This window comes from Micromonospora sp. TSRI0369, from assembly GCF_001905625.1.
Classification (GTDB): domain Bacteria; phylum Actinomycetota; class Actinomycetes; order Mycobacteriales; family Micromonosporaceae; genus Micromonospora; species Micromonospora echinospora_A.
Map to the genome: position 1 here is coordinate 880,460 of NZ_LIVU01000001.1, position 24,529 is coordinate 904,988.

General features: G+C 73.0%; 22 protein-coding genes. 9 read left to right on the plus strand and 13 right to left on the minus strand.

Annotated elements, in window-relative coordinates; genetic code table 11:
• Window positions 1-26 precede the first annotated feature (26 nt).
• Complete coding sequence (locus AMK25_RS04350; protein ID WP_073826790.1) at window positions 27-1,592, plus strand: AMP-binding protein; 1,566 nt, start codon at window positions 27-29, stop codon at window positions 1,590-1,592.
• A 44-nt stretch (window positions 1,593-1,636) separates the two neighbouring features.
• Here AMK25_RS04350 and purD read toward each other — a convergent pair whose 3' ends face one another.
• The 3 genes from purD to AMK25_RS04365 form a co-directional block, all read right to left on the minus strand.
• Window positions 1,637-2,884, minus strand: coding sequence for a phosphoribosylamine--glycine ligase (gene purD / locus AMK25_RS04355; RefSeq protein WP_073826793.1), 1,248 nt, complete (start codon window positions 2,882-2,884; stop codon window positions 1,637-1,639).
• Between the two features lie 91 nt (window positions 2,885-2,975).
• The gene (locus tag AMK25_RS04360; RefSeq protein WP_073826795.1) at window positions 2,976-3,908 is read right to left on the minus strand and encodes a type IV toxin-antitoxin system AbiEi family antitoxin domain-containing protein; all 933 of its coding nucleotides are present in this window, start codon (window positions 3,906-3,908) and stop codon (window positions 2,976-2,978) included.
• Window positions 3,909-4,086: 178 nt separating this feature from the next.
• Window positions 4,087-5,376: an adenylosuccinate synthase gene (locus AMK25_RS04365; protein ID WP_073826797.1), complete on the minus strand. Its 1,290-nt coding sequence runs from the start codon at window positions 5,374-5,376 to the stop codon at window positions 4,087-4,089.
• A gap of 122 nt (window positions 5,377-5,498) precedes the next feature.
• Between AMK25_RS04365 and AMK25_RS04370 the strand changes: the two genes are divergently transcribed.
• The gene (locus AMK25_RS04370; protein WP_073826800.1) at window positions 5,499-6,500 is read left to right on the plus strand and encodes a diacylglycerol kinase family protein; all 1,002 of its coding nucleotides are present in this window, start codon (window positions 5,499-5,501) and stop codon (window positions 6,498-6,500) included.
• A 74-nt stretch (window positions 6,501-6,574) separates the two neighbouring features.
• Window positions 6,575-8,482, plus strand: coding sequence for a MinD/ParA family ATP-binding protein (locus AMK25_RS04375; protein WP_073826802.1), 1,908 nt, complete (start codon window positions 6,575-6,577; stop codon window positions 8,480-8,482).
• Window positions 8,483-8,530: 48 nt separating this feature from the next.
• On the opposite strand, the gene AMK25_RS04380 is transcribed toward AMK25_RS04375, so the two are convergent.
• Window positions 8,531-8,959, minus strand: coding sequence for a DUF3151 domain-containing protein (locus AMK25_RS04380; RefSeq protein WP_073826804.1), 429 nt, complete (start codon window positions 8,957-8,959; stop codon window positions 8,531-8,533).
• Window positions 8,960-9,221: 262 nt separating this feature from the next.
• Between AMK25_RS04380 and AMK25_RS04385 the strand changes: the two genes are divergently transcribed.
• Window positions 9,222-10,433 carry an LOG family protein gene (locus tag AMK25_RS04385; RefSeq protein WP_225980598.1) on the plus strand — a complete coding sequence of 404 codons (1,212 nt, stop codon included), beginning with the start codon at window positions 9,222-9,224 and terminating at the stop codon, window positions 10,431-10,433.
• A 92-nt stretch (window positions 10,434-10,525) separates the two neighbouring features.
• Here AMK25_RS04385 and fbaA read toward each other — a convergent pair whose 3' ends face one another.
• On the minus strand, window positions 10,526-11,548 hold the full coding sequence (fbaA, locus tag AMK25_RS04390) for a class II fructose-bisphosphate aldolase (RefSeq protein ID WP_073826807.1): 1,023 nt from the start codon (window positions 11,546-11,548) through the stop codon (window positions 10,526-10,528).
• A 162-nt stretch (window positions 11,549-11,710) separates the two neighbouring features.
• Complete coding sequence (locus tag AMK25_RS04395; RefSeq protein ID WP_073826809.1) at window positions 11,711-12,094, minus strand: phage holin family protein; 384 nt, start codon at window positions 12,092-12,094, stop codon at window positions 11,711-11,713.
• 137 nt (window positions 12,095-12,231) lie between these two features.
• Here AMK25_RS04395 and AMK25_RS04400 point away from each other — a divergent pair, with 137 nt between their 5' ends.
• The gene (locus AMK25_RS04400; RefSeq protein ID WP_030500565.1) at window positions 12,232-12,441 is read left to right on the plus strand and encodes a hypothetical protein; all 210 of its coding nucleotides are present in this window, start codon (window positions 12,232-12,234) and stop codon (window positions 12,439-12,441) included.
• 12 nt (window positions 12,442-12,453) lie between these two features.
• On the opposite strand, the gene AMK25_RS04405 is transcribed toward AMK25_RS04400, so the two are convergent.
• A complete protein-coding gene (locus AMK25_RS04405) occupies window positions 12,454-13,506 on the minus strand; it encodes an LCP family protein (protein ID WP_073826811.1) in 1,053 nt (350 codons plus the stop codon).
• Entirely contained in the window at window positions 13,506-13,988 is a 483-nt protein-coding gene (locus AMK25_RS04410) for a SigE family RNA polymerase sigma factor (RefSeq protein ID WP_073826814.1), read from the minus strand. Before AMK25_RS04410 ends, AMK25_RS04405 begins: the two co-directional genes overlap by 1 nt.
• Before the next feature lie 167 nt (window positions 13,989-14,155).
• Here AMK25_RS04410 and AMK25_RS04415 point away from each other — a divergent pair, with 167 nt between their 5' ends.
• From AMK25_RS04415 to AMK25_RS04430, 4 genes are all read left to right on the plus strand, one after another.
• Complete coding sequence (locus AMK25_RS04415) at window positions 14,156-15,730, plus strand: LPXTG cell wall anchor domain-containing protein (RefSeq protein WP_073826816.1); 1,575 nt, start codon at window positions 14,156-14,158, stop codon at window positions 15,728-15,730.
• A 221-nt stretch (window positions 15,731-15,951) separates the two neighbouring features.
• Window positions 15,952-17,421, plus strand: coding sequence for a 3' terminal RNA ribose 2'-O-methyltransferase Hen1 (locus AMK25_RS04420; protein WP_073826819.1), 1,470 nt, complete (start codon window positions 15,952-15,954; stop codon window positions 17,419-17,421).
• Window positions 17,418-19,934, plus strand: coding sequence for a polynucleotide kinase-phosphatase (locus AMK25_RS04425; protein WP_073826822.1), 2,517 nt, complete (start codon window positions 17,418-17,420; stop codon window positions 19,932-19,934). Before AMK25_RS04420 ends, AMK25_RS04425 begins: the two co-directional genes overlap by 4 nt.
• A gap of 23 nt (window positions 19,935-19,957) precedes the next feature.
• The gene (locus AMK25_RS04430) at window positions 19,958-20,797 is read left to right on the plus strand and encodes a DedA family protein (protein ID WP_073826825.1); all 840 of its coding nucleotides are present in this window, start codon (window positions 19,958-19,960) and stop codon (window positions 20,795-20,797) included.
• A gap of 171 nt (window positions 20,798-20,968) precedes the next feature.
• On the opposite strand, the gene AMK25_RS04435 is transcribed toward AMK25_RS04430, so the two are convergent.
• The 5 genes from AMK25_RS04435 to AMK25_RS04455 form a co-directional block, all read right to left on the minus strand.
• The gene (locus AMK25_RS04435) at window positions 20,969-21,346 is read right to left on the minus strand and encodes an ArsR/SmtB family transcription factor (RefSeq protein WP_007454255.1); all 378 of its coding nucleotides are present in this window, start codon (window positions 21,344-21,346) and stop codon (window positions 20,969-20,971) included.
• Window positions 21,347-21,403: 57 nt separating this feature from the next.
• Window positions 21,404-21,943 carry an orotate phosphoribosyltransferase gene (pyrE, locus tag AMK25_RS04440; RefSeq protein WP_030500558.1) on the minus strand — a complete coding sequence of 180 codons (540 nt, stop codon included), beginning with the start codon at window positions 21,941-21,943 and terminating at the stop codon, window positions 21,404-21,406.
• Window positions 21,944-22,086: 143 nt separating this feature from the next.
• Complete coding sequence (locus tag AMK25_RS04445; RefSeq protein ID WP_073826827.1) at window positions 22,087-22,896, minus strand: SDR family NAD(P)-dependent oxidoreductase; 810 nt, start codon at window positions 22,894-22,896, stop codon at window positions 22,087-22,089.
• Entirely contained in the window at window positions 22,893-23,657 is a 765-nt protein-coding gene (locus AMK25_RS04450; protein WP_073826829.1) for a hypothetical protein, read from the minus strand. The genes AMK25_RS04445 and AMK25_RS04450 overlap by 4 nt, the downstream gene beginning before the upstream one ends.
• 72 nt (window positions 23,658-23,729) lie before the next feature.
• The gene (locus AMK25_RS04455; protein ID WP_073826831.1) at window positions 23,730-24,521 is read right to left on the minus strand and encodes a preprotein translocase subunit SecG; all 792 of its coding nucleotides are present in this window, start codon (window positions 24,519-24,521) and stop codon (window positions 23,730-23,732) included.
• Window positions 24,522-24,529: the final 8 nt, after the last annotated feature.

A 24,529-nucleotide genomic window follows, 5' to 3' on the forward strand; every position in this document is an offset into this window, starting at 1 on the left:
AACCACGAACGCGAAGGAGTTGCGCCTTGGACCTGCCGTTCATCGCCGCCACGCTGACCCGCCGTGGACTACTCACCCCGGGCCGCCCGATCCGGATCGTCTCGCAGCTGAACGCGCTGCGCCGGTGGGGCTGGAGCCTCGCCGGGGAGCTGCGCCAGGCCGCCGCCCGCGACCCCGGCCGCGTCGCGGTGGTCGACGAGCGGGGCGCCACCATGACGTACCAGGAACTGCTGGAGCGCTCCGAGCGGCTGGCCCGGTCGCTCCGGTCCCACCTCGGCGTACAGGCCGGCGACCGGGTCGGCGTGCTCTGCCGCAACCACCACGGCCTGATCGAGGCGATAGTCGCCGCGATGCTGCTCGGCGCGGACGCCGTCCTGGTCAACACCGGCCTGTCCGCGGCACAGCTGGGCACCGTGGCCGAGGAACAGGGCCTGCGCGTCCTGGTCCACGACGGCGAGTTCACCGAGCGCGTCCTCGGCCTCCCCGCCGAGGTGCACCGCGTCGACGAGCGGCGGCACGAGGAGCTGATCGCCGCCGCGGTCCCCGGCGAACAGCTCCAGCCGCCCGAGCGGGACGGCCGCACCATAGTGCTGACCTCCGGCACCACCGGCGCGCCCAAGGGCGCCCGCCGCCCCACCCCGCACGGCTTCGGCCCGCTGGTGTCCATCATCGACCGCATCCCGCTGCACGCGCGGAACACCACAATGATCGCCGCGCCGATCTTCCACACCTGGGGGTACGCCGCCCTCCAGGTCTCGTTCGCGCTGCGCGCCACAGTCGTGCTGCACCGCCGCTTCGACCCCGCCGCAACGCTGACCGCGCTCGTCGCCCAGCGGTGCGACGCGATGTTCGCCGTACCGGTGATGCTGCAACGACTCATGGAGGTCGAGCCGCCGCAGCCCCGGCCCCCGCTCAAGGTGGTCGCGGTCAGCGGATCCGCCCTGCCCGGCAACCTGGCCACCGCCTTCATGGACCGCTACGGCGACGTGGTGTACAACCTCTACGGCTCGACCGAGGTCTCCTGGGCCTCCATCGCCGGCCCGCGCGAACTGCGCGCCGCGCCCACCACGGCGGGCCGGCCGCCGCACGGCACCCGGCTGGCGATCCTGGACGAGAACGGCCGCCCCGTCCGGGACGGCGAGGTCGGGCGGATCTTCGTGGGCAACGAGATGCTCTTCGAGGGCTACACCTCGGGCGCCGGCCGGGAGCGCCGCGACGGCCTGCTGGACACCGGCGACCTCGGCCGGCTCGACGCCAACGGCCTGCTCTTCGTGGACGGCCGGGCGGACGACATGATCGTCTCCGGCGGCGAGAACGTGTTCCCGTCCGAGGTGGAGGACCTGATCGCCCGGCTGCCGCAGGTCCGCGAGGTCGCGGTGATCGGCGTGCCGGACCCCGACTACGGCCAGCGGCTGGCCGCGTTCCTGGCGCTGCGGCCGGGCGAGACGCTCGACCCGGAGGCGGTCCGCGAGTACGTCCGGCGCTACCTGGCCCGCTTCTCGGTGCCCCGGGACGTGGTGTTCGTCAAGTACCTGCCGCGCAACGCCACCGGCAAGGTGCTGAGCCGGGAGTTGCGCCGCTACTTCGACTGACGGGCGGCGCCCCGCGAGCCGGTCCCGCCGCGGGGCGCCGCCCGTCAGCCGGGAAGCGTGATCCGGCCGTCCACCGCCGCCGCTGCGATGTCGGTGCGGTGGTGGGAACCGGCCAGCTCGACCTCGCGTACCAACTCGTAGGCGGCGTCGCGCGCGGCGGCCAGGTCCGGGCCGGTCGCCGTACCGCAGAGGACCCGGCCCCCAGCGGACCGCAACGTGCCGTCGGCGTCGCGGCGGGTCCCGGCGTGGATGATCCCGGCGCGGTCCGCGCCGGTGATCACGTCACCGGTACGCGGGCCCGCCGGGTAGCCCTCGGCCGCCACCACGACTGTGACCGCCGCACCGTCGCGCCAGCGCAGCGGCGGGTGCGCGCCCAGCGTGCCGGTGGCGGCGGCGTGCAGCAGCCCGCCCAGCGGCGTCTCCAGCAGGGCGAGCACCACCTGGGTCTCCGGGTCGCCGAAGCGCGCGTTGAACTCGATCACGCGCGGGCCGGACGGGGTGATCGCCAGTCCCACGTAGAGCAGGCCTGCGAACGGGGTGCCCCGGCGGCGCAGCTCGGCGAGCGTCGGGTGCACCACGTCGCGCATCACGTCGTCCACCAGGTTCGGCGGCGCCCACGGCAGCGGCGTGTACGCGCCCATCCCGCCCGTGTTCGGGCCGGTGTCACCGTCGCCGACGCGCTTGAAGTCCTGCGCGGGCAGCAGCGGCACCGCCGCCTCGCCGTCCGTGACCACGAACAGGGAGACCTCGGGACCGGACAGGTACTCCTCGATCACCACCCGGCCGCACTCCGCGGCGTGCCGCTCGGCGGCGGCCCGGTCGTCGGTGACCACCACGCCCTTGCCGGCGGCCAGCCCGTCGTCCTTCACCACGTACGGCGCGCCGAACTCGTCCAGCGCACGCGCCACTGCTGCCGCGTCGTCACAGGTGTACGCGCGGGCGGTCGGCACGCCGGCGGCGGTCATCACGTCCTTCGCGAACGTCTTCGAGCCCTCCAGCCGGGCCGCCTCGGCGCTCGGGCCGAACACCGCGATGCCCTTGGCGCGTACCGCGTCGGCGACGCCCGCCACCAGCGGCGCCTCCGGCCCGATGACCACCAGGTCAGCCGCGACCTCGACGGCGAGGGCCGCCACGGCGGCCGGGTCGGTGGGTGTCACCTCCCGCAGCTGCGCCACGGCCGCGATCCCCGGATTCCCCGGAGCCGCGACGAGCGCCTCGACAGCCGGATCCCCGGCCAGTCCGAGCGCGAGAGCGTGCTCCCGCCCACCACCACCCACAAGAAGTACGCGCACGACCCCGCATCCTACTGACCACCCCACCCCAACCCGTTGATCAAGGAGTTTGCGTCCCAGATTCGGGGGTGAGAGTCCGCAAACTCCTTGATCAACCGCGCTGGCGGCTCTGACGGAGGGCTCGTTTGACCGTCTGGGGGATGTAGTCGGGGCGCAGGGTGTCGGACCAGGTGAAGCGGAGGATTCGCCAGCCGGCGTTGGTCAGGCGGTTCTGCCGGAAGCGGTCGGCGTAGACCGCCTCGGGGGTCAGGTGCGGGGCCCGGCCGTCCGCCTCGGCGATCAGGCGTGCGCCCCGCCACGCCATGTCCCCGATGCCGAGCAGGTAACCGTCCTCGTCCCGTACCGGGAGTTGCAGGGTGTCCGGCGGGACACCGCCGTCGACACACCGGAGCCGGGCGCGCGTCTCCAGGGGCGACTGCGCCCGGCCGTCCGCCTCGGCCAAGCACTCCCGTGCGGCGACCGCGCCTCGGCGTCCCGCAAGATGCGCGAGCACCAGGGACAGGTCGTCGTCGGCCAGGATCCCCTGGTTGAGCGCGGAGTCGAGAACGCACACCGCCGGGTAGCGCCGCGTGCGCAGCAATACGTCGGCAACGGTCCGCGCCGGTGTGGTGACCGGTACGCCGCTGGCCCGGCACACGTCCGCGTCGGCGAGCGTCAACTGGTGCACCGTCAGTCCCGGCTCCGCCCGGCGCTGCACGTGCGGCCGACCGGGTGGCACCGAGACGTGGATCGCCGCCGTCGGCGCAAGGCCGCTGATGCCGTGCAGTTCGGCGGCGGTGTCGAGCACGGCGACCGCACCCTGCCCAAGACTCGCGATCGCGGCGCGGATGCGGACACGCCGCAGCACCACCGCCGTCGACCCTGCGGACGGGAGGTAGCAGCCGCGCGAGACGCGCGTCCATCGCCCGGCCCGGACGAGGTACCGGATCTGCTCCCGGCCGAGGCCCAGGCGCAACGCCTGCCCAGCGGTGACAAACCCGCCCTGCCCGGCAGCCAGCCGCGTCAGCTCGTCGAATCCACCCACACGCGCAGGCTCCCCCGCGCCACCCCACAGCCGACACCCCTGTGGACAAACCTGTGGATAACCAGAGCCACCCTCCCCGGACGCCACCCCGCACCCGCCCCGGTGATCAAGGAGTTTGTGTCCGGATCCGACGCCGGACTGGACACAAACCCCTTGATCAACGGCGAAAAGGAGGGGGTTAAGGGAGGAGGGGGTGGCGGAGGACGTTTTCCTCTCGGCCTGGGCCCACACCTACCACGCTCACGCGAGTGCCGGTCAGCTCCTCGATGCGGGCGATGTAGCGCCTCGCGTTCTCGGGGAGTTCGTCCTCCGTCCGCGCCTTGGTGATGTCCTCCCACCAGCCGTCGTGCTCTTCGTAGATCGGCGTGGCGTGGTGGAAGTCGGTCTGCGTCATCGGCATGTCGTCGAACCGCTCGCCGTTGATCTCGTACCCGACGCAGATCGGCACCTTGGCCAGGCCGGTCAGCACGTCCAGCTTGGTGACCACGAGGTCGGTGACCCCGTTGAGGCGGCACGCGTACCGGGCCACCACCGCGTCGAACCAGCCGCAGCGGCGCTCCCGGCCGGTGGTGGTGCCGTACTCGTGGCCGATCTTGCGCAGGTGCTGCCCGTTGTCGTCGAACAGCTCGGTGGGGAACGGGCCGGAGCCCACCCGCGTCGTGTACGCCTTGCTCACCGCGATGACCCTGGTGATCGCGGTCGGCGGGATGCCCGCGCCCACGCACGCCCCGCCCGCCGTCGGGTTCGACGAGGTGACGAACGGGTAGGTGCCGTGGTCCATGTCGAGCATGGTGGCCTGGGCACCCTCCAGCAGCACGGTCTCGCCGCGGTCGAGCGCGTCCCAGAGCATCACCCGGGTCTCGGCGATGTACGGGCGCAGCCGCTCGGCGTACTGGAGGTACTCCTCGACTGTCTCCTCGACGTCGATCGCCTTGCGGTTGTAGATCTTGAACAGCAGCTGGTTCTTCTCGCGGAGCGCCAGCTCCAGCTTCTTGCGCAGGATGCCCGGGTCGAGCAGGTCCTGCAGGCGGATGCCCATCCGGGCGACCTTGTCGCCGTACGCGGGGCCGATGCCCCGGCCGGTGGTGCCGATGCGGGAGCTGCCGAGGTAGCGCTCGACCACCCGGTCCAGCGCCCGGTGGTGCGGCATGATCAGGTGCGCGTCGCCGGAGATGCGCAGGCGGGACACGTCCACGCCGCGCTCGGCGAGCCCGTCGATCTCCTGCAGCAGCACCTTCGGGTCGACCACCACGCCGTTGCCGATCACGATCATCGCGCTCGGTGACAGCGCACCGGACGGCATGAGGTGCAGCGCGTACTTCTGGCCGTCCGGCGTGATCACCGTGTGGCCTGCGTTGTTGCCGCCGGAGTAGCGCACGACGTAGTCGACCCGCTCACCGAGCAGGTCGGTAACCTTGCCCTTGCCCTCGTCGCCCCACTGGGCGCCGAGCAGCACGATCGCTGGCATCTTTTCCGCCTCCAGAAGGCTCGGGTGCCAGGTGGCGACCGGTCTGCGAGCCCGGGGTGTCAGGCTAACAAGTAGTGACGGCGGGACCAGCAGGGGTTGGTCGAGAAGCAGGAGGCTCCTTCGTGTACGACGTGGTGCTGCTCACCCTCGGCTCGGAGCGGGACGCTCCCGGTGGTGGCTGCGGCAACGGCGGCGGCGCCTGCTGCGGCGGCGCGGACGACACCGCCGCCGAGACCGGCGAGGAGCGCTGCGAGACGCCGCGCGTACCGGTGCTGGCCTGCGCGGACGAGCTGACCGCCCGGGGCGCCCGGGTGAGCACGGTGACCGCCCGGTCGGACGCCGAGATCGACGAGGTGCTGGCCCGGCTCGACGGCCCGCCGCGCGCCGACGGCCTCACCTGGCCGGACCCCGACGGCAAGACGCGGCTGATCGTCGCCACTGCGAGTGACGGTCAGTTGCGCGCCGTCCTGCGCCGACTGGTCCGCCGGTACGCTCCGCCGCCGAGCCGCCGCCCCGCGGACCTGGCCGAGAACCGGACGGTGCCCGACCTGCCCCCGGTCGGCGTACTCCCGCTCGATCCAGCCCGGTCCGGAACGGCGCGCGACCTGGCCGCGCAGCTCGGGCTGCCCCGCGACCCGGCCGGGGTGGCCGCGGCGGTGCTCGACGGCACCTCCCGGCGGCTGGACCTGCTGCGCAACGACGGCGGCTCGGTGACGCTCGACGGCGCGCTGCTCGGCGCCGCCGACGACGCCGGCCGGCCGCTGCACTGGCGGGCCCGGGTCGAGGTCGACGGCACGGTGCTCAGCGACGGCTCCGAGCCGATCACCGCCTGCGCGATCGGCAACGCGGGCGGGTACGCGCGCCTGGGCGAGGTGGACCTGCTGGGCGGCCCGGATCCGGCCGACGGCCGGGTGACGGTGGGGGTCGCCGTACCAGTGGTGACCCGGTCGGCGTTGGGCCGGAAGAAGGTCCGGTTGGAGGTACGCCGGGCGCGGGGACGTGCGGTGGCGGTGGTGCCCCGCGACGAGAAGGTGCCCTTCCTCGACGACGGCGTCGAGGGCGAGCTGACCCGCAAACGCTCCTGGTGGACCGAGCCGGGGGCCTGGGCGGTCTGGACGGGCTGACCTCGGTCGATCCCCGCCCGGCTCGCGCCGCTGGCCGTACCGCCTATCCTCGGCGGAAGGAATGGGGAGGAACCGTGGTGCACGACAACGACGACCGGGCCCACGTGCCGGGTCGAGGGCAGGTGCCGGAGCGGGACGTCGAGCCGCTCTGGCCGCCAGAGGAGACCGACGGTGCGGTCACCGCCCCGCCCTGGGCGGCCGTACCCTGGCCGCTCCCGCCGGCTGACGCTCCCACGTCGTCGGCGGCGGACGTCCCGGGGCCACCGGCGCCCGCGGTCGACCTGGACCTGCCGTTCACGCTCGACCAGCCGCCTACCGGCCCGGCGTCGGCCCAGCCGGGACCGGGCTCACCGGGCACGGCCGCCGCGTATCCCGCATCGCAGGCCGCGCCCGATCCCGGCGCGGCCGCCACAGGGACGTCGGCGGAGCCGGCTGACATGCGGACAACTGCCGATCCGAACGACACGCGAACAACGGCGCACTCGGCCGCCGCGCCGGAAACGGCCGACCCGGACGGCGAGGGCGGCGGGAACGGCCGGGCGGCGTCGCCCTGGGCCCAGCCGCCGCAGCGAGCCACCGCCGACGCCGCGCCGGACCTCGTTCCCGCTGACGGCGCCACGCCGGGCACCGACGCGCCGAGGCCCGTGCAGGCCGACGGCGCCGTCTCCGGCCGGGCCTCGGTCGCCGGCACACCGCTCCCGCCGCCCGACACCGCCCCGGTGACCGGCCGGGCGCAGGTCACCGGGGCGTCGTCGCCGGGGCCGGGCACGGGTGAGCCCGCGCCGGAGCCGCCGCGCCTCGGGCCGTTCCCACCGTCGCCGGGCGTGCCGGCGCCGCCCTCGCCCTACGGCAACGGCTACCCCCAGGCCGGGTACCAGCCGCAACCCGGCCAGCCCGGCTGGTACCCGCCGCCCGGCTGGACGCCGCAGACCGGCCCGCCGCAGGCCGGCGCGCCGCAGCCGGGCCCCCCGGTGCCACCGCAGGTGCCCGCCCCGCCGGTGTCCGGTCCGGCCGCGCCGGCGTACCCGGAGCAGGGCTGGACGCCGCAGCAGGCGGTGCCACCGACCGCCGAGGACTTCGCCCGCCGCCGTCAGGCCCGCCCGGTCGATCCGGTGGCCACCATGGGCGTACGCGCGGTGGTCAACAAGATCGGGCTGGTCCGGCTCGCGCCCGGGCAGCACGAGCAGGAGGTGAAGCGCGACATCGAGATGGTCCGCCGCAACTTCGGCGGGCTGCGCCAGGTGACAGTGGTCAACCCGAAGGGCGGCGCCGGCAAGACGGTGGCCATCCTGCTGCTCGCCATGACGTTCGGCCAGAAGCGCGGCGGCTACGTGCTGGCCTGGGACAACAACGAGACCCAGGGCACCCTCGGCATGCGGGCGCAGCAGGACTTCCACGCCCGTACGGTGCGCGACATGCTGCGTGACCTGGCCCAGTTCCAGGGGCCGCACGGCCGGGTCGGCGACCTGTCGCAGTACGTCCGCTCGCAGGGCGAGGGCATGTTCGACGTGCTCGCCTCGGACGAGTCGGCGACCGGCGGCGAGATGCTCACCGCCGCCGCGTTCGCGGAGATCCGCGAGGTGGTCAGCCGGTTCTACAAGCTGATCTTCGTGGACACCGGGAACAACGTCCGGGCGCAGAACTGGCAGGCCGCGATGGACGCCACCGATCAGCTCGTGGTGACCATGTCGGCCCGTAACGACTCGGCCGAGACCGCCGCCCGGATGCTCGACCACCTGGAGCAGAGCGGCCGGCAGCGGCTGGTCCGGCAGGCGGTCACCGTGGTGTCGATGCCGCCGTCCCGCAAGGAGATCGACCTGCCGGCCATCCAGGCCCACTTCGCGGCCCGGACCCGGGCGGTGCTGCTGGCGCCGTACGAGCGGCTCATCGACACCGGCGAGCCGCTGCGGTACGGGCAGCTCTCGTCCGCCACCCGGGACGCCTGGCTGAAGATCGCCGCGTCGGTGGCCGAAGGGCTGTAGGGACGGGCGCGACGGCCGGCCGCAAGATGCCGGCCGTCGCGGGGCGGGTCAGTCGCCGGACAGCGCGTCCCCGGCGGCCGGGTCGCAGTCGCGGAGGAACTGGGCGCAGCGGGCCGCCTCGTCCGCCTCACCGATCTCCCCCGCGGCGCGGGACAGCACGTAGAGGCAGCGCAGGAAGCCCTGGTTGGGCGCGTGCGACCAGGGCACCGGGCCGTGGCCCTTCCAGCCGCTGCGGCGCAGCTGGTCCAGGCCCCGGTGGTAGCCGGTGCGGGCGTACGCGTACGCCGTCACGACCTGACCCGCGGCGAGCGAGCGGCCGGCCAGCGCGGCCCAGGCCGCGCTGTAGGTCGGGAAGCGGGCCGCGACCTCGGCGTACGCCTCGTCGGTGCCCTGCTCGGCCGCCGCCGCCAGCGCGGCGTCGGCCTCCTCGTGGGTCGGGAGCAGGGTGGCCGGTGGCTCAGGCAACAGGTTCTGCATCGCCCCATTCAACCCGCTTCGCCCTCGGGTACGCGAGGGGCCTCGCCCGTACGGTTGGCTGAACGGCTGAGGGTTTCGTCACGCCTGCGGCGGGAGCGCACGTACCCGCGGCCCATGCCGCCGGCGTGGTTCTTGCACTACAAATACAGATCCGGAGCCTCCCCAGGACCCGGTTACGCAGGAGCCCGGCGGCGTGCCCGCCGGGCTCCTGTCGTTCCCGCCCCCGGTTTCGGCGCTTGCCGTGCGGGGGCAGGATGACGGGGTGCCGACCCCACCACCCGCGGACGTCATCGAGCCGCACGCCCCCCACGTCAACGAGATCGAGACCCGCACCGCGTTCGAGCAGCGGCTGGCCGGAGGGACCCTGGCCGGGCTGACCGTGCAGGGCCTGCGCCTCGACCTCGACCCGGTACCCGACCTGCGCGACGTCGACGTCACCGGCACGCTCTTCGTGGGCTGCCGCTTCGCCGGCCGCGAGGTCGGGGCGGACCTGGTCCGGCGGGGCGCCAACGTGGTCCCGCCGTTCTCCGGGCTGCCCTACCCGACCCAGCCGTCGCACCTCTACACCGCCGACGAGCTGGCCGCCGGGTTCGCCGAGGGCGGGTTCGCCGGGATGTACGACACCCGGGTGTACGCGCACTTCCGGGCGCACGGCGGCGCGCTGCCGGACGTACGCGAGGCGCTCGGTCAGCGGCTGCACGACCACGGCGTGGACAACGCGCTGGCCGACGCCACCCGGTCGTGGCTGGCCGCGCACGGGCCGCAGTCGGTGGTGGGTGTGATGGGCGGGCACGCGGTACAGCGCGGCAGCGCCGCGTACCGGATGGCTGCGGTGCTGGGCTGGGAGCTGGCGCGGGCCGACCGCCTGGTGGTGACCGGCGGCGGTCCCGGCGTGATGGAGGCGGCGAACCTCGGCGCGTTCCTCGCGGCCTGGCCGGCCGAGGAGCTGTCCGCGGCGATCGACACGCTCGCCGTCGCGCCGGACTTCACCGACCACGAGCGGTACACGGCGGCGGCGCTGGCGGTGCGCAAGCGGTACGCGGACGGCCCGTCGCTGCCCTCGCCCCGCCCGTCGGCGCCCGGCACCGAGTGGGCCCGTTCCGGCGGGCTGGCCATCCCCACCTGGCTGTACGGCCACGAGCCGGCGAACCTGTTCGCGGGCCGGATCGCCAAGTACTTCTCCAACGCCATCCGGGAGGACACGATCCTGCGGCTGGCCCGGGGCGGCATCGTGTTCGCGCCCGGCCGAGCCGGCACCGTGCAGGAGGTGTTCCAGGCGGCCACGAAGACGTTCTACGGCACGGACGGGGCGAGCGGGGCGTACGTGTTCCTGGACCGCACGTACTGGACCACGGAGTTGCCGGTGGAGTCGCTGCTGCGGCCGCTGTTCGCCGCGTCCCCGTTCGGCGACCTGTCGCACACGATCCACCTGACCGACGACGTCCGCGAGGCAGTCACCCTCCTGGTGCGGTGAAAGGAAGGGCCCCTTATTAACGCCTGCGGTAGAGGAAGGGCCCCTTATTAACCACAGCGGTTAATAAGGGGCCCTTCCTTACAAGCAGAGGGTCACTTCATGGTGGTGCCGGTGGAGCGCAGGTGCTCGCAGGCCTCGACCACACGGGCGGCCATGCCGGCCTCGGCGGCCTTGCCCCAGACGCGCGGGTCGTACATCTTCTTGTTGCCGACCTCGCCGTCGACCTTCAGCACGCCGTCGTAGTTGCGGAGCATGTGGTCCGCGACCGGGCGGGTGAAGGTGTACTGGGTGTCGGTGTCGATGTTCATCTTCACCACGCCGTAGTCCAGCGCCTCCCGGATCTCCGACAGCAGCGAGCCGGAGCCGCCGTGGAAGACCAGGCTGAGCGGCTTGTCCTTGCCGTACTTGGCGCCGACCGCGTCCTGGATCTGCTTGAGCACCTCGGGGCGCAGCTTGACGTTGCCCGGCTTGTAGACGCCGTGCACGTTGCCGAAGGTCAGCGCCGCCATGTAGCGGCCCTTCTCGCCCAGGCCGAGCGCGTCGACCATGGCCAGGCCGTCCTCGACGGTGGTGTAGAGCTTGTCGTTGATGGCGTTCTCGACGCCGTCCTCCTCGCCGCCGACGACACCGACCTCGATCTCCAGGACGATCTTGCCCTTGGCGGCCTCGGCGAGCAGCTGCTCGGCGATCTCCAGGTTCTCCGCCACCGGCACGGCCGAGCCGTCCCACATGTGCGACTGGAACAGCGGCTCCTGGCCTGCCTTGACGCGCTCCTGCGAGATGGCCATGAGCGGCCGGACGAACTTGTCCAGCTTGTCCTTCGGGCAGTGGTCGGTGTGCAGCGCGATGTTCACCGGGTACTTCTTGGCGACCTCGTGCGCGTACGCGGCGAACGCCACCGCGCCGGTCACCATGTCCTTCACGGACGGGCCGGACAGGTACTCCGCGCCGCCGGTGGAGACCTGGATGATGCCGTCGCTCTCCGCGTCGGCGAAGCCCTTGAGCGCCGCGTTCAGCGTCTGCGAGGAGGTCACGTTGATCGCGGGGTACGCGTACCGGCCGGCCTTGGCCCGGTCCAGCATCTCCGCGTAAGCCTCAGGGGAAGCGATGGGCATGTCGAACGCTCCTTACTTACCGCTCTCGGCCGTGCAGGCCGCTGTCTTCCATGGAGGCGACCGTTCCGGCCGCTGACGTCCACGGGTGCGCCGGACCGCGCTGTCCACCGCGGGCAGTATCCCGTAGGAGCGCGAGCGGGGCACAACCGGCCCGGACGCTGCTCACCGATTCTCCAGCCGGTCCGGCACGACGACGCTGATCAGCCAGCTCACCACCGCGACCACGATGGCGCCCCAGAAGGCGGCCCAGAAGCCGTCCACGTGGAAGGGCAGCTTCAGCACGCCGGCGATCCAGTCGGTCAGCAGGAACAGCAGGGCGTTCACCACGAGCGCGAACAGGCCGAGCGTGAGCAGGTAGAACACGCAGCCGAACACCTTGATGAGCGGCTTGAGCACCGCGTTGACCACACCGAAGACCAGCGCCACCACGATCAGGGTGAGCACGTTGTTGCCGGTGTTACGGCCGCTCACCTCCACCCCGGGCACGATCAGCGTCGCGATCCACAACGCGACAGCGGTGATCGCCAGTCGGATCAGAAAGCCCATGGCAACCATCCTGGCACCGGCCGCGCGCCGGGAGCGGGACAATCGCCGACTCCGCGTTCCGCCCGCCACCGGGCGGCGGCCCGGACCAGCCCGTACGGTGGTGGGGACGATGCCCGCACGGAGATCAGGGAGGGACGATGGGTCAGCCCGACGAGGACTTCGCGCCCAGTGACCACCTCGCCCCGGAGGAGCGGGATCTGGAGGCCGAACCGGCCGACGCGGTCGAGCAGGCCACCACGGTGACCGACGACAGCGACGGCGAGCCGCACCGCGGCCTGGAGGTCGACGACTGGGACGCCATGGAGCAGGCCCGCGTCGTCACCGCCGACGAGGACGACTACCGCTGATCCGGCGCCGGGTCACCGCAGGCTGGTGACCCAGGCCGGGTGGGCGGCGGCCCACTCCCCCAGCCGGTCGGCCCGCAGCGCGTCCAGGAGCCCCGGGGTGAGTTCCCGGTCCGGCTCGTAGCCGCGACCGTTCCACTCGGCGAGCACCGGGAAGGCAACCGCGACCGGCTCCGCCGCGGCTGCGCGGCCGCTCGCGGCCACCAGCGCCGGCAGCGACAGGTCGCCGGTGTCGACAGTGACGGCCGATCCGACCCGCAGCAGCAGCCGGCCGAGTTGCGCCGGGTCCGTCGCCGTCCCCTGCTCCCGCATCTGGTGGAGCAGGCCGGCGGCGTAGCGCGCCGCGTTGCGGTCGCGGTCCAGTCCGCCGTCGCGCAGGCCGTACCGCTGCCGCAGCAGGTCCACCGCCGCCGCGCCGTTGAGCCGCTGGCATCCGGACGGGAAACGCCGCCCGGTGTGCACCGAGCGAACCGGCTCCGGCAGGCAGACCGGTACGCCGCCGACCGCGTCGGTCAATTCACGTGCCCCCGGGTACGTGAGCACCGCGCCGGCGTCGACGCGTACCCCGGTCAGCCGGGCGACCGCCTGGCGGGTCGCCCGGAAGCCGGCGGCCAGGTCGGTGCCCGAACCGGCGGCGCGGGAGAAGGTCGCGTTGAGTTTCCCCAGCCCGCCTTGCTCCGGCATGGGCACCAGCAGGTCGCGCGGGAGCGACACCAGGAAGAGCCGGCTCCGGTCGGCCGGCACGTGCACCAGCAGGATCGAGTCGGCACGGCGGCTGCCGGCGGCCTGGTCGACGCCGAGCAGCAGCACGTTCAACGCGCCGCCGGGCGCGGGCTCCGGCGTGGCGAGCAAGGGCGCCGCCGTGGGCGCCGGTGGCCGGGGCGCCATGGCGGTGAAGCCGCCGAGCGCGACGGCGGCGACCGCCAGCGCCGTGCCGGCCAGGCGTACGCGCCGACGGTGCCGACGGCGAGTGATCACCGCCCGGTCGACGGCGGCCCGGACCGGGCCGACGGGCGGGGTCGACTCCTCAAGGCGGGCGAACGCGGCCCGCAGTTCGTCCTCGATCATCAGGAGACCTCCACGAGTTCGGCTCGGAGGGTGGCCAGGGCGCGCGAGATGCTGGACCGGACGGTGCCCACGGCGCAGCCGAGAATCTCGGCTATCTCCCCGTCCGGCAGGTCCTCGTAGTAGCGCAGCACCAGGGCGGCGCGCTGCCGCCGGGGCAACCGGGCCAGCCAGGACCGGACCTGGTCCCGGTCCACAGCGGACTGGGCGTGGTCGGCCGTGGCGGGCACCGAGTCGTCGACCTCGCCGCGCAGCAGCACCCGTCGCGCCCACGAGCCGCGCCGCCAGTCGATGAACTGGTTGGTGAGCATGCGGCGCACGTACCGCTCCGGGACGTCGCTGCGAGCCACCCGCCGCCAGTTGAGCTGGACCCGGACCATGGTTTCCTGCACCAGGTCCTGGGCCTGGTGCGGGTCTCCGGTCAGCATGACCGCGTACCGCAGCAGGGCGCCCAACCGCGCGTCGGCGAACTCCTCGTACGTCACTGCACCTCCCGGTGTCCGATTGATGGACGGTCCCGGGCAGCTGGAACATTGCGGTGGCGCCGATCATCCGTTCGGTCAATATTCATGATGTGGGACAACGCGATCCTTTAAGGAATCTTTAAGCTCCGTGGGCTCCACCTGATCACCCCCACGGGAGGACCCTCTTCATGCTCAGCAACTCCAGCCGGCGTCTACTCGCCGGGTTGGGCGTCGCAGGCGCGTTCGTCGCCGCCTCCGCCACACCCGGCTTCGCGGCGGACCCGAAGGTCAAGCTCGGCGTCTACTTCAGCGACACGACGATCGCCGCCGATTCGGACGGCAAGATCGACTACAGCATCATCCGCAGTTCGGGCTCGGTCGTGCTGCACGACCTCACCGTCCGCTACGACCTCACCGGGCTCGCCGGCAAGGTGACCGTCGGCGAGGAGGAGAACACCGGAACGGACTGCACCTCGCCCTCCGCGAACGTGCTCGTGTGCACGACGCCGTGGGAGGTGGAGCTCGACGAGTGGGGCCTCTCCGGCATCTTCCCGGTGCAGATCAAGCCCACCGGCAAGGCCCAGGACGGCGACACCGGCACGCTCAAGGTGACGCTGTCGGCGAACGGCTTCGACAGCGTGTCGCACGAGGCCAAGGTGCGCGTCGGTGAGGGCGTCGACCTGGCGGCCGGCCCGGAGACCACTGTGTCGGCAGCTCCGGGCAAGAGCTTCACCGCGCCGCTGAAGGTGACGAACGTCGGCGAGACCACCGCCAAGGGCGCCGCCGTCGTCTTCTACAACGACTACGGCATGAACGCCGCCAAGCACTACAGCAACTGCACGTACGTGGGCGACGAGCTGCGCACCTGCCGGTTCGACGAGGAGCTCTCCGCCGGCAGCACGTTCGGCGCGACGCTGCCGTACGCGCTCGGCGCGGACACCATGGCGCCCGGCTCCCGGTACGGCGAGATCATCTGGATGACCCCGGACGAGTTCGAGGACTTCGAGAACTACCTCGGCAACTACGACGTGACCATCGGCAAGCCGGGCACCGACGGCAAGCTGACGCTGGCCGAGGCCGCCGGCCGGGCCGCCGCGCGGGGTTTCCAGGCCGACCCGCGGCCGGAGAACAACGGCTCGTACCTGCAGGTGAAGGTCACCGGCAACAACAGCACCGACCTGGAGGCGCTCGGCGCGTCGGTCACCGGTAAGGCGGGCGCGACCGTCAAGGCGACGGTGGGGCTGCGCAACAACGGCCCGGCCACGCTCGACTACAGCCGCTCCGGCAGCTCGGTCACGTACCTGACCTTCGACGTGCCGAAGGGCACCACCACGACCGCCGTGCCGGAGAACTGCTCGCCGGTGAAGGGCGACGAGTGGGGTGAGCCGGGCAAGCCGGGCGCGCGTCACTACCGCTGCTACTTCGACTCGTTCCTGAAGGCCGGGGACACCGTGAAGCTGGACTTCGGCCTGAAGATCGACAAGGTGATCGCCAACGACACCGGCCTCGTGAAGATCAACGTGCCGTGCCAGTGCGACGGTGGCTTCTACCGTGACCTGAAGCCGGCCAACGACACCGCCAAGGTCGTCGTCAACGCGGCGCCGGGTGGCGGCGACGGTGGCCAGGGCGGCGGTGACGGCGGCACGCTGCCGATCACCGGTTCCTCCACCGGCCTGATCGCCGGCATCGGCGCGCTGCTGCTCGCCGCCGGCGCGGTCGGCTACGTGCTGACCCGCCGCCGCAAGACCCGCTTCGTAGCCTGACGAGAAGCACAAAGGTGCCCCGCCGACCCCGAGGGTCGGCGGGGCACCGCCACATAGAAAGCAAAGACACCCACCAGCAGTACGCCTCCGACGGGGCGCATCCACGAGGGTTTCCGGGGGAGCCCGACCCGCGCAGGGATCAAGCCTGACCGCCCGGAGCGGGTCGGGCTCCCCCGGAAACCCCCACGACAAAAACCAGAAAACAACGAGATCATCGACAAGTGCTACTGACCCTCACCACGACCCACCGCCCCGCAACCGACCTCGGCCACCTCCTGGTGAAGCATCCGGACCGCGTGCAGACCTTCGATCTTCCCGCCGGCGCCGCGCATGTGTTCTACCCGGAGGCGGACGAGGCGCGCTGCACGGCGGCGCTGCTGGTCGAGGTCGATCCGCTCAAGCTGGGCGGTGGCGGCCGGAAGAACCGCGCGCCGGAGGGCTTCGCGCTCGGGCAGTACGTCAACGACCGCCCGTACGCGGCCTCCAGCCTGCTCTCGTCGGCGCTGTCGAAGGTGTTCCGTTCCGCCCTGCGCGGCGAGTCGCGTGACCGTCCCGAACTGGCCGCGACCGCGATCCCGCTGACCGTACGGGTGCCGGTGCTGCGCTGCCGGGGCGGCGCGGAGCTGGCGGTACGGATCTTCGCCCCGCTGGGCTGGACCGTGACTGCCACCCCGATCCCGCTCGACGAGACGTACCCGGACTGGGGCGACAGCCGCTACGTCGACCTGACGCTGACCGGCACGCTGCGGCTCGCGGACGCCCTCAACCACCTGTACGTGCTGCTGCCGGTGCTCGACGACGCGAAGCACTACTGGGTGGCGCCGGACGAGGTGGACAAGCTGCTGCGCGCGGGCGCCGGCTGGCTGGCCGGTCATCCGGAGCGGGCCCTGATCACGCGGCGCTACCTGGCGCACCGCCGGGCGCTCGCGGGCGTGGCGATGGCCCGCCTGACCGAGCTGCGGCTGGCCGACGAGCCGCCCGCAGACGACAGCATCGACCCCGCGCCCGGGGAAGCCCCGGTGGCGGAGGACGTCCGCCGCGCCTCGCTGGCGGTACGGCGGCGCGAGGCGGTGCTCACCGCGCTGCGGGACAGTGGCGCGAGCCGGGTGCTGGACCTGGGCTGCGGTGGCGGCGCGCTGCTCACCGCGCTCGTCGCCGACCGGCGCTTCACCGAGGTGGTGGGCGTCGACGTGTCCGACCGGTCGCTCGGCCTGGCGGCCCGGCGGCTGCGCCTGGACCGGCTGCCGGAGCGGCAGCGGGACCGGATCCGGCTGTGGCAGTCGGCGCTGACGTACCGCGACGACCGGCTCCGGGGGTACGACGCGGCGGTGCTGATGGAGGTCGTCGAGCACCTCGACCCGCCGCGCCTGCCAGCGTTGGAGGACGCGGTGTTCGGTCACGCCCGGCCGGGCACGGTGGTGGTGACCACCCCGAACGTCGAGTACAACGTCCGCTACGAGGGGCTCGGGCCGGGCCGGTTCCGGCACGCGGACCACCGGTTCGAGTGGACCCGGGCCGAGTTCGCCGCCTGGGTGGAGCGGGTGGCGGCGGCGCACGGCTACACGGCTGTCATCGGCGGTGTCGGCGACGACGACCCGGAGGTGGGCGCGCCGACCCAGCTGGCGGTGCTCACCCGCGCCGACCGCAATGAGAACACCAGCAACGACCGGAAGGAGGCGACGAACCGATGACCGTCCTGGACATCCCCGAGCTGGCACTGGTGGCGCTCGTCGGCGTCTCCGGCTCCGGCAAGTCGACGTTCGCCCGGCGGCACTTCGCGCCCAGCCAGGTGCTCTCCTCGGACACGTTCCGCGGGCTGGTCGCCGACGACGAGAACGACCAGTCGGCGTCCGCCGATGCGTTCGACGCGCTGCACCACGTCGCCGCCATCCGGCTGCGGCGGGGACTGCTCACAGTGGTCGACGCGACGAACCTCCAGCCGCACGCCCGCGCCGGGCTGGTCCGGGTGGCCCGGGAACACGACGTGCTGCCGGTGGCGATCGTGCTGGACGTGCCGGAGGCGGTGGCCTGGGAGCGTACCGAGGCGCGCGCCGACCGCACGTTCGGCCGGCAGGTGCTCAACCGGATGCGCCGCGACCTGCGGCAGTCTTTCGGGCGGTTGGCCCGCGAGGGCTTCCGCAAGGTGCACGTGCTGCGTGGCGTGGAGGAGATCGACGCCGCGGAGATCCGCTACGAGAAGATGTTCAACGACCGGCGCGAGCTGACCGGGCCGTTCGACGTGGTCGGGGACGTGCACGGCTGCCGTACCGAGCTGGAGGCGCTGCTGTCCCGGCTCGGCTACGTGCTGCGCCGCGACGACGCGGGCCGCCCGGTGGACGCGGCGCACCCGTCGGGGCGTACCGCGGTGTTCGTCGGTGACCTGGTGGACCGCGGCCCGGACTCGCCTGGCGTGCTCCGCCTGGTGATGGGCATGGTGGCGGCCGGCCACGCGATCTGCGTGCCGGGCAACCACGAGCAGAAGTTGCTGCGCAAGCTGCGCGGCCGGGACGTCAAGCTGACCCACGGCCTGGCCGAGACGATGGAGCAGCTCGCCGCCGAGCCGCCGGAGTTCGTCGCCGAGGTGGAGACGTTCATCGACGGCCTGGTCAGCCACTTCGTGCTCGACGGCGGCCGGCTGGTGGTGGCGCACGCCGGTCTGAAGGAGGCGTACCACGGGCGGGCGTCCGGCCGGGTGCGCTCGTTCGCGCTGTACGGCGAGACCACCGGCGAGACCGACGAGTACGGCCTGCCGGTGCGCTACCCGTGGGCGCGGGACTACCGGGGCTCGGCCATGGTCGTGTACGGGCACACGCCGACTCCCGAGCCGGAGTGGGTGAACAACACCATCTGCCTGGACACCGGTTGCGTGTTCGGCGGGCAGCTCACCGCGCTGCGCTACCCGGAGAAGGAGCTGGTCGCCGTACCGGCGGTGCAGGAGTGGTACGCCCCGGCCCGGCCGCTGGTCCCGGTCGCGCCGGCGCGGCCGGACACCGTGCTGGACCTGGCCGACGTGACCGGGCGACGCCACGTGACCCACCAGTACGGCTCGCTCACAGTGCCGGCCGAGAACGCCGCCGCCGCGCTGGAGGTGATGAGCCGGTTCGCGGTCGACCCGGGCCGGCTGGTGTGGCTGCCGCCGACCATGGCGCCCTGCTCCACGTCGACAGTCGAGGGGTTCCTGGAGCACCCGGCCGAGGCGTTCGCCGACTACCGGGCGGCCGGTGCCGACCGGGTGGTCTGCGAGGAGAAGCACATGGGCTCGCGGGCGGTGGTGCTCGTGGAGCGGGAGCCGGGCCGGTTCGACGGTGGGGTGGTGCACACCCGTACCGGTAGGCCGTTCTTCGACCCGCCGCTCGACGGCGAGCTGCTGGCGCGGGTGCGCGCCGCGGTCACCGCCGCCGGTCTCTGGGCCGAGCTGGGCACCGACTGGCTGCTGCTCGACGCCGAGCTGCTGCCCTGGTCGGCGAAGGCGAGCGGGCTGATCCGCGAGCAGTACGCCGGGGTCGGCGCGGCCGGGCGGGCGGCGCTGCCGGCGGTGCTCGCCGCGCTGGATACCGCCGCCGGGCGCGGGCTGCCGGTGGACGGGCTGCGCGCCCGGATGGCCGACCGGGCCGCCGAGGTCACCGCCTACTCGGCGGCCTACCGGGCGTACGTCCGGCCGACCGACGGGCTGCGCGGGGTGACGCTGGCGCCGTTCGCGGTGCTGGCCGGGGCCGGGGTGAGCTACGCCGACCGCGACCACGGCTGGCACCTGGCGCTGGCCGACCGGCTCTGCGCCGCCGACCCGGAGTTCTTCACGCCGACCCGTCGGCGGGTGGTGGAGCTGGCCGACGAGGCGGCGGTGGCGGACGCGACGCAGTGGTGGCTGGCGCTGACCGCGGCCGGCGGCGAGGGGATGGTGGTGAAGCCGTACGCGGGCCTGGCCGCCCGTGGCCCGAAGGGCTCGCTGCTGCAGCCGGGGATCAAGTGCCGGGGCCGCGAGTACCTGCGGATCATCTACGGTCCCGGCTACACGGAGGCGGGTCAGCTCGCCGCGCTGCGCCGTCGCTCGCTGGGCCGCAAGCGCGGGCTCGCGCTGCGCGAGCACGGCCTGGGCCTGGCCGCCCTGGACGCGCTGGCCGAGGACGCGCCGCTCTGGCGTCGCCACGAGCTGGTGTTCGCGATCCTCGCCTGCGAGTCCGAGCCCGTCGATCCCCGCCTCTGACGAGGACGCCCGGTCCGGCCGAAATGCCGGACCGGGCCGGGGTACCCTGTGTGGCCGTGGACACAGCAGATAAGACACGGATGTTCTCCGAGAGCGTGGCTCTGAACCCGCTCGATCCGAAGGACCTCATCCACACCTTCGGCATGATCGGCGTCTGGGTCATTCTGTTCGCCGAGACCGGGCTCCTGGTCGGCTTCTTCTTCCCGGGCGACTCGCTGCTGTTCCTGGCCGGGGTGGCCGCCTCCCCGGTGGCCGACGCCATCTTCGGCGACGGCACCCGCCTGTCCCTGGCCGGTCTGATGATCGGCGGGCCGCTCTGCGCCATCGTCGGCGCGCAGCTCGGGCACTGGCTGGGCGCCCGGTACGGCCGCCGCATGTTCGAGAAGCCCAACTCCCGGCTGTTCAAGCGGGAGTACGTGGAGAAGGCGGAGTACTACTTCCAGCGGTTCGGGCCGGCGAAGGCGGTGGTGCTGGCCCGGTTCATCCCGATCGTGCGGACGTTCCTCAACCCGGTGGCCGGGGTGCTCGGCATGCCGGCCCGCCAGTTCTTCGTGTGGAACGTGGTGGGCGCGGTCCTCTGGGTGGACGGCATCCTGCTGATCGGCTACCTGCTGGCCCGGCAGATCTACGACGCCATCGGCGACAAGATCGACAGGTACATCCTGCCGGTGGTCGCGTTGATCATCGTGATCTCGGTGCTGCCGATCTTCTTCGAGTTCCTGCGGGACCGGCGGGCGCGCAAGCGCGGCGAGGCGGTCGCGGTGATCACCGCGGCGACAGTGGCCGGCACTGTGGAGGCGGCTCGCGAGGGCATCGAGGAGCACCGGCCCGGCCACGAAGACGGCGGGCAGCACCGCCGCTGAGCGCGTTCAGACACCGAAAGCCGGCCCTCGGGCGAGGACCGGCTTTCGGCATGACTCATCGAACCGGGTTACACGAACGGCCGCAGCCGTCATCGTGCGCTGATGGCGCCACCCCTCGCACGCCACCGGGCACCCGGCCGGGACGACCCTCGTCGGGTCGGCCCGAAGGTTTCAGCGAGCCTTCTTGGTGGCCCGCTTCCGCGGCGGGGTGAGCAGATCCGCGATCGTGGCGATCGCGGACGGCACCAGCCGGTAGTACGCCCAGACCCCGCGCTTCTCCCGCTCCAGCAAGCCGGCCTCGGTGAGGATTCGCAGGTGGTGGCTGACCGTCGGCTGCGAGAGGCCGAGCGGCGCGGTGAGGTCACACACGCACGCCTCCCCCTCGGGAGCCGACTGGATCAGGCTGAGCAGCCGCAGCCGTGCGGGGTCCGCGAGGGCCTTGAGGACCCCCGCGAGCCGCTCGGCGTCGGCGCGTTCGATCGGCTCGCCGGCAAGCGGCGAGATCTGAGGCATGGTCATTTCAGCCAACGCAGTTCCCACGTATTCCATCCTTCCACCAGCAGCATCGATCCGCCTGCATATCAGCAGATCCGAATCGGCAGACTTTTACGCCACAAGGCCGAGGTCAGCCAACGTATAGGCCGCCCTATAGGGCAATCCGGCGGCTCGCACCGCGTCGCCGGCGCCTCGATCAACAATAACCGCCACACCCACCACTTCGGCCCCCGCCTCGCGTAATGCCTCGACCGCCGTCAACACACTTCCGCCAGTGGTGGAGGTGTCCTCGACCGCCAGGACCCGGCGACCGGCCACGTCCGGACCTTCGATCCGGCGCTGGAGGCCGTGCGCCTTGCCCTCCTTACGGACCACGAACGCGTCCACCGCGTCGTCGGTGCCGGCCGAGGCGTGCAACATGGCGGCGGCCACCGGATCGGCGCCCAGGGTCAGCCCACCAACCGCGTCGTACGCCCAGTCGGCGGTCAGGTCGAGCATGACCCGACCGATCAACGGAGCCGCTTCGTGATGGAGCGTGACCCGGCGCAGATCCACGTACCAGTCCGCCTCGCGACCCGACGAGAGCACGACCCGGCCGTGGACCACAGCCAGGTCACTGATGAATTTGCGCAGGTCGTCGCGGTCGCCCATGGCCCAAGAGCGTACTTCGCAAGTCTGAGCGCCGTGCTCGGGGTCCGCCCTGGTCAACCCAGTGGGCGACCGATGGGTGGCGATGAGCGGCTACGCTGTGCGACCGTCCATCCGGGCCGGCCGCCGATCCGGCCCCACACCGCTCAGCCGCGTCGCCGGTCGACCGCGCCCCGGGTGTCCCGGTTGAAGCCCCGCAGCAGGCGCTTCGGCGCGTACCGCAGCCCGGCCACCGCGACCTTGTACTTCCAGTCCGGGACACTCACGAACTTGCCTTTATGCAGGTCACGGAGCCCTTCAGCGACCACATCGTCGGCGCGCAGCCAGGCCCAGGCGGGCAGGCGCGACATGTCGATGCCGGCCCGCTCGTGGTTGCCGGTGCGGGTGTAGCCGGGGCAGAGCGCCATCACGCGTACGCCGAGCGGCGCGACGGACTGGCCGATCGACTCACTGAAATTCGTCACCCACGCCTTGCTGGCCGAGTACGTGGATCCCGGCATGGGGACACCGAAGCCCGCAACGGAAGAGACATTTATCACTGCCCCGTCACCTTGTTCGATCATCGGACCGAGCGCGGCGTGGGTCAGGCGCAGCACCGCGAGCACGTTGAGCCGGACCAGCCGTGCCTCCTCGGCCACCGGCGAGCGGACGAACGAGGTGTTCAGGCTGATCCCCGCGTTGTTCACCAGCAGGTCGACCCGCGGACCGTCGGTCAGCCGGCGCTCGACCGTCGCGCAACCGTCCTCGGTGGACAGATCGGCGGCGATCGTCTCCGCGTCGCCGCCGTGCCGGCCGGTCAGCTCCGTCGCGAGCGCGTCGAGCCGGGCGGCGTCCCGGGCCACCAGGACGAGGTCCCAGCCGTCGGCGGCGAGCCGCCGGGCGAACGCCTCGCCGATGCCCAGGCTGGCGCCGGTCACCAGGGCGCGGCGCCGGGAGGGGTGGGTTTCACCGGTCATGGGCGGTCCTCGGGAGGCGGCGGGAACCCGCCCGGCGGCGCGGGCGGAGCGGACGGGGGCGGCGACGCGGGCGGTGCGGACGCCGGCGGCGCGGACGGCTGGTGCAGGCCGGGCGGCGGTCCCCAGGGCGTCGGACCGGAGGCGGGCGCGCCGGACACGGTGACGCCGTAGCCGGACGGTCGAGCCGGTCCGGTGCCGCGACGCAGGAACGCGCCGGCCGACGGCAACGTGAGCAGCGCGGCGACCACCAGGTAGCCCAGGATCTGCGCCACCGACACCGCCGCGTTCACCGGAATCCACCACGCCGGGTACGCGTCACCGACGAGCCCCAGCAGGTCGGCGGTGACCCGGTCATCGGGACCGAGTTGCAGCGGGGCGGCCCGCTGGCCGACCAGCAACGCCACCCCGCAACAGCCGCAGAGCAGGCCGGTGCCGGCGACGATCCAGGTCCCCACGCGGGCGCCGGGCCGGCCGGCGAGCAGGCCCAGCGCCAGCCCGACCAGCAGCAGCGCGGCCAGCACGCCGAGCACGGCGGCCAGGTAGGTCGAGGCACGCAGCAGGCCGACCACCTGGTCGACGTCGCCACCGCTCGCGCCGGTCTCGTCCGCCGCGGCGGCCCGGAACCGCTCCACCGTGCCGCCGGTGACGGCGAGGTTGGCAACCGCGTACGCCACGGCGCCGACCGCCATTGCCAGCAGCACCGCCACCGCGGCGAGGACCGTGCCCGGCCGCCGGGGTGCGGCCCGATCGGGGTACGACACGACTGATCCCTCCGGTAGGCGTCGGGTTGCAACCTACTCGGAGGGATCGTCGGCGTCGCCGCAATCCGGACGTCAACTTCCGGGCGGCGGCTCCGGGTCGCGGCGCTCGCCCGGCTGACCGCCCGGCCCGGCCGGCGGCTGACCGGCCGACGGCGGCTGACCGCCCGGCGTGGACGGCGGCGGGGTGCCGGGAGCCGGCGGGTACGCCGGGTCGCCGGTCGGGCCCGGGTACGACGGGTACGACGGCTCACCCGGGTGCCCCGGGGCCGCCGGGTACGCGCCGCCCGGAACCGGCGGCTCCCAGCCGGCCTTGGGCTTGCGGAAGAACTCGTTCGCCTTCGGCAGCGCCAGCAGGATCAGCGCGGCCAGCAGGGCGAGCAGCGCCACCAGGCCCAGCAGCAGGTTGACCGGGGTGTACCAGGACGGCAGAGCGTCGTCGAGCCGGCGCTGGATCTCTTCGGGGCTGGGCATGTCACCAGTGGTGCCGCCGCCGGTCATGCCACCGGTGAGGCCGGTGAGCAGCCCGCCGCCGGTGCAGCAGAACAGGATGCCGCCCAGCACCCAGGTGGTGATCCGGGAGGCGTTCTTGCCCCTGTTGTTCAGCAGCGCGAGCACGACGAGCCCGGCCGCGAACAGCAGCGACAGGATCGCCGTGGCGATGCTGAACACGTACGCGATGTCGGCGGCGCCCTCGGCCGAGGTGCCCGCGTACGCGTCGGTGAGAACGTCGCGGACGGTGCCCACGACGGACAGCGCCACGATCAGGTTCACCACCTGGATCACGGCGACGAGAATGAGCAGCCAACTGGAAAGCGTCACCACACTGGGACGCACGCGGGGCGCGGTGCCCGGAGCATCGGCCATGATTCTCC

Excerpts from the sequence above, each read along its gene's own strand:
- AMK25_RS04445 (WP_073826827.1), bottom strand. The coding sequence starts at position 22,896 with ATGACCGGTGAAACCCACCCCTCCCGGCGCCGCGCCCTGGTGACCGGC.
- AMK25_RS04455 (WP_073826831.1), bottom strand. The coding sequence starts at position 24,521 with ATGGCCGATGCTCCGGGCACCGCGCCCCGCGTGCGTCCCAGTGTGGTG.
- AMK25_RS04380 (WP_073826804.1), bottom strand. The coding sequence starts at position 8,959 with ATGCAGAACCTGTTGCCTGAGCCACCGGCCACCCTGCTCCCGACCCAC.
- AMK25_RS04365 (WP_073826797.1), bottom strand. The coding sequence starts at position 5,376 with ATGCCAGCGATCGTGCTGCTCGGCGCCCAGTGGGGCGACGAGGGCAAG.
- AMK25_RS04405 (WP_073826811.1), bottom strand. The coding sequence starts at position 13,506 with ATGATCGAGGACGAACTGCGGGCCGCGTTCGCCCGCCTTGAGGAGTCG.
- AMK25_RS04425 (WP_073826822.1), top strand. The coding sequence starts at position 17,418 with ATGACCGTCCTGGACATCCCCGAGCTGGCACTGGTGGCGCTCGTCGGC.
- AMK25_RS04430 (WP_073826825.1), top strand. The coding sequence starts at position 19,958 with ATGCCGGACCGGGCCGGGGTACCCTGTGTGGCCGTGGACACAGCAGAT.
- pyrE (WP_030500558.1), bottom strand. The coding sequence starts at position 21,943 with ATGGGCGACCGCGACGACCTGCGCAAATTCATCAGTGACCTGGCTGTG.
- fbaA (WP_073826807.1), bottom strand. The coding sequence starts at position 11,548 with ATGCCCATCGCTTCCCCTGAGGCTTACGCGGAGATGCTGGACCGGGCC.
- AMK25_RS04415 (WP_073826816.1), top strand. The coding sequence starts at position 14,156 with ATGCTCAGCAACTCCAGCCGGCGTCTACTCGCCGGGTTGGGCGTCGCA.
- AMK25_RS04395 (WP_073826809.1), bottom strand. The coding sequence starts at position 12,094 with ATGGGCTTTCTGATCCGACTGGCGATCACCGCTGTCGCGTTGTGGATC.
- AMK25_RS04435 (WP_007454255.1), bottom strand. The coding sequence starts at position 21,346 with ATGGAATACGTGGGAACTGCGTTGGCTGAAATGACCATGCCTCAGATC.
- AMK25_RS04400 (WP_030500565.1), top strand. The coding sequence starts at position 12,232 with ATGGGTCAGCCCGACGAGGACTTCGCGCCCAGTGACCACCTCGCCCCG.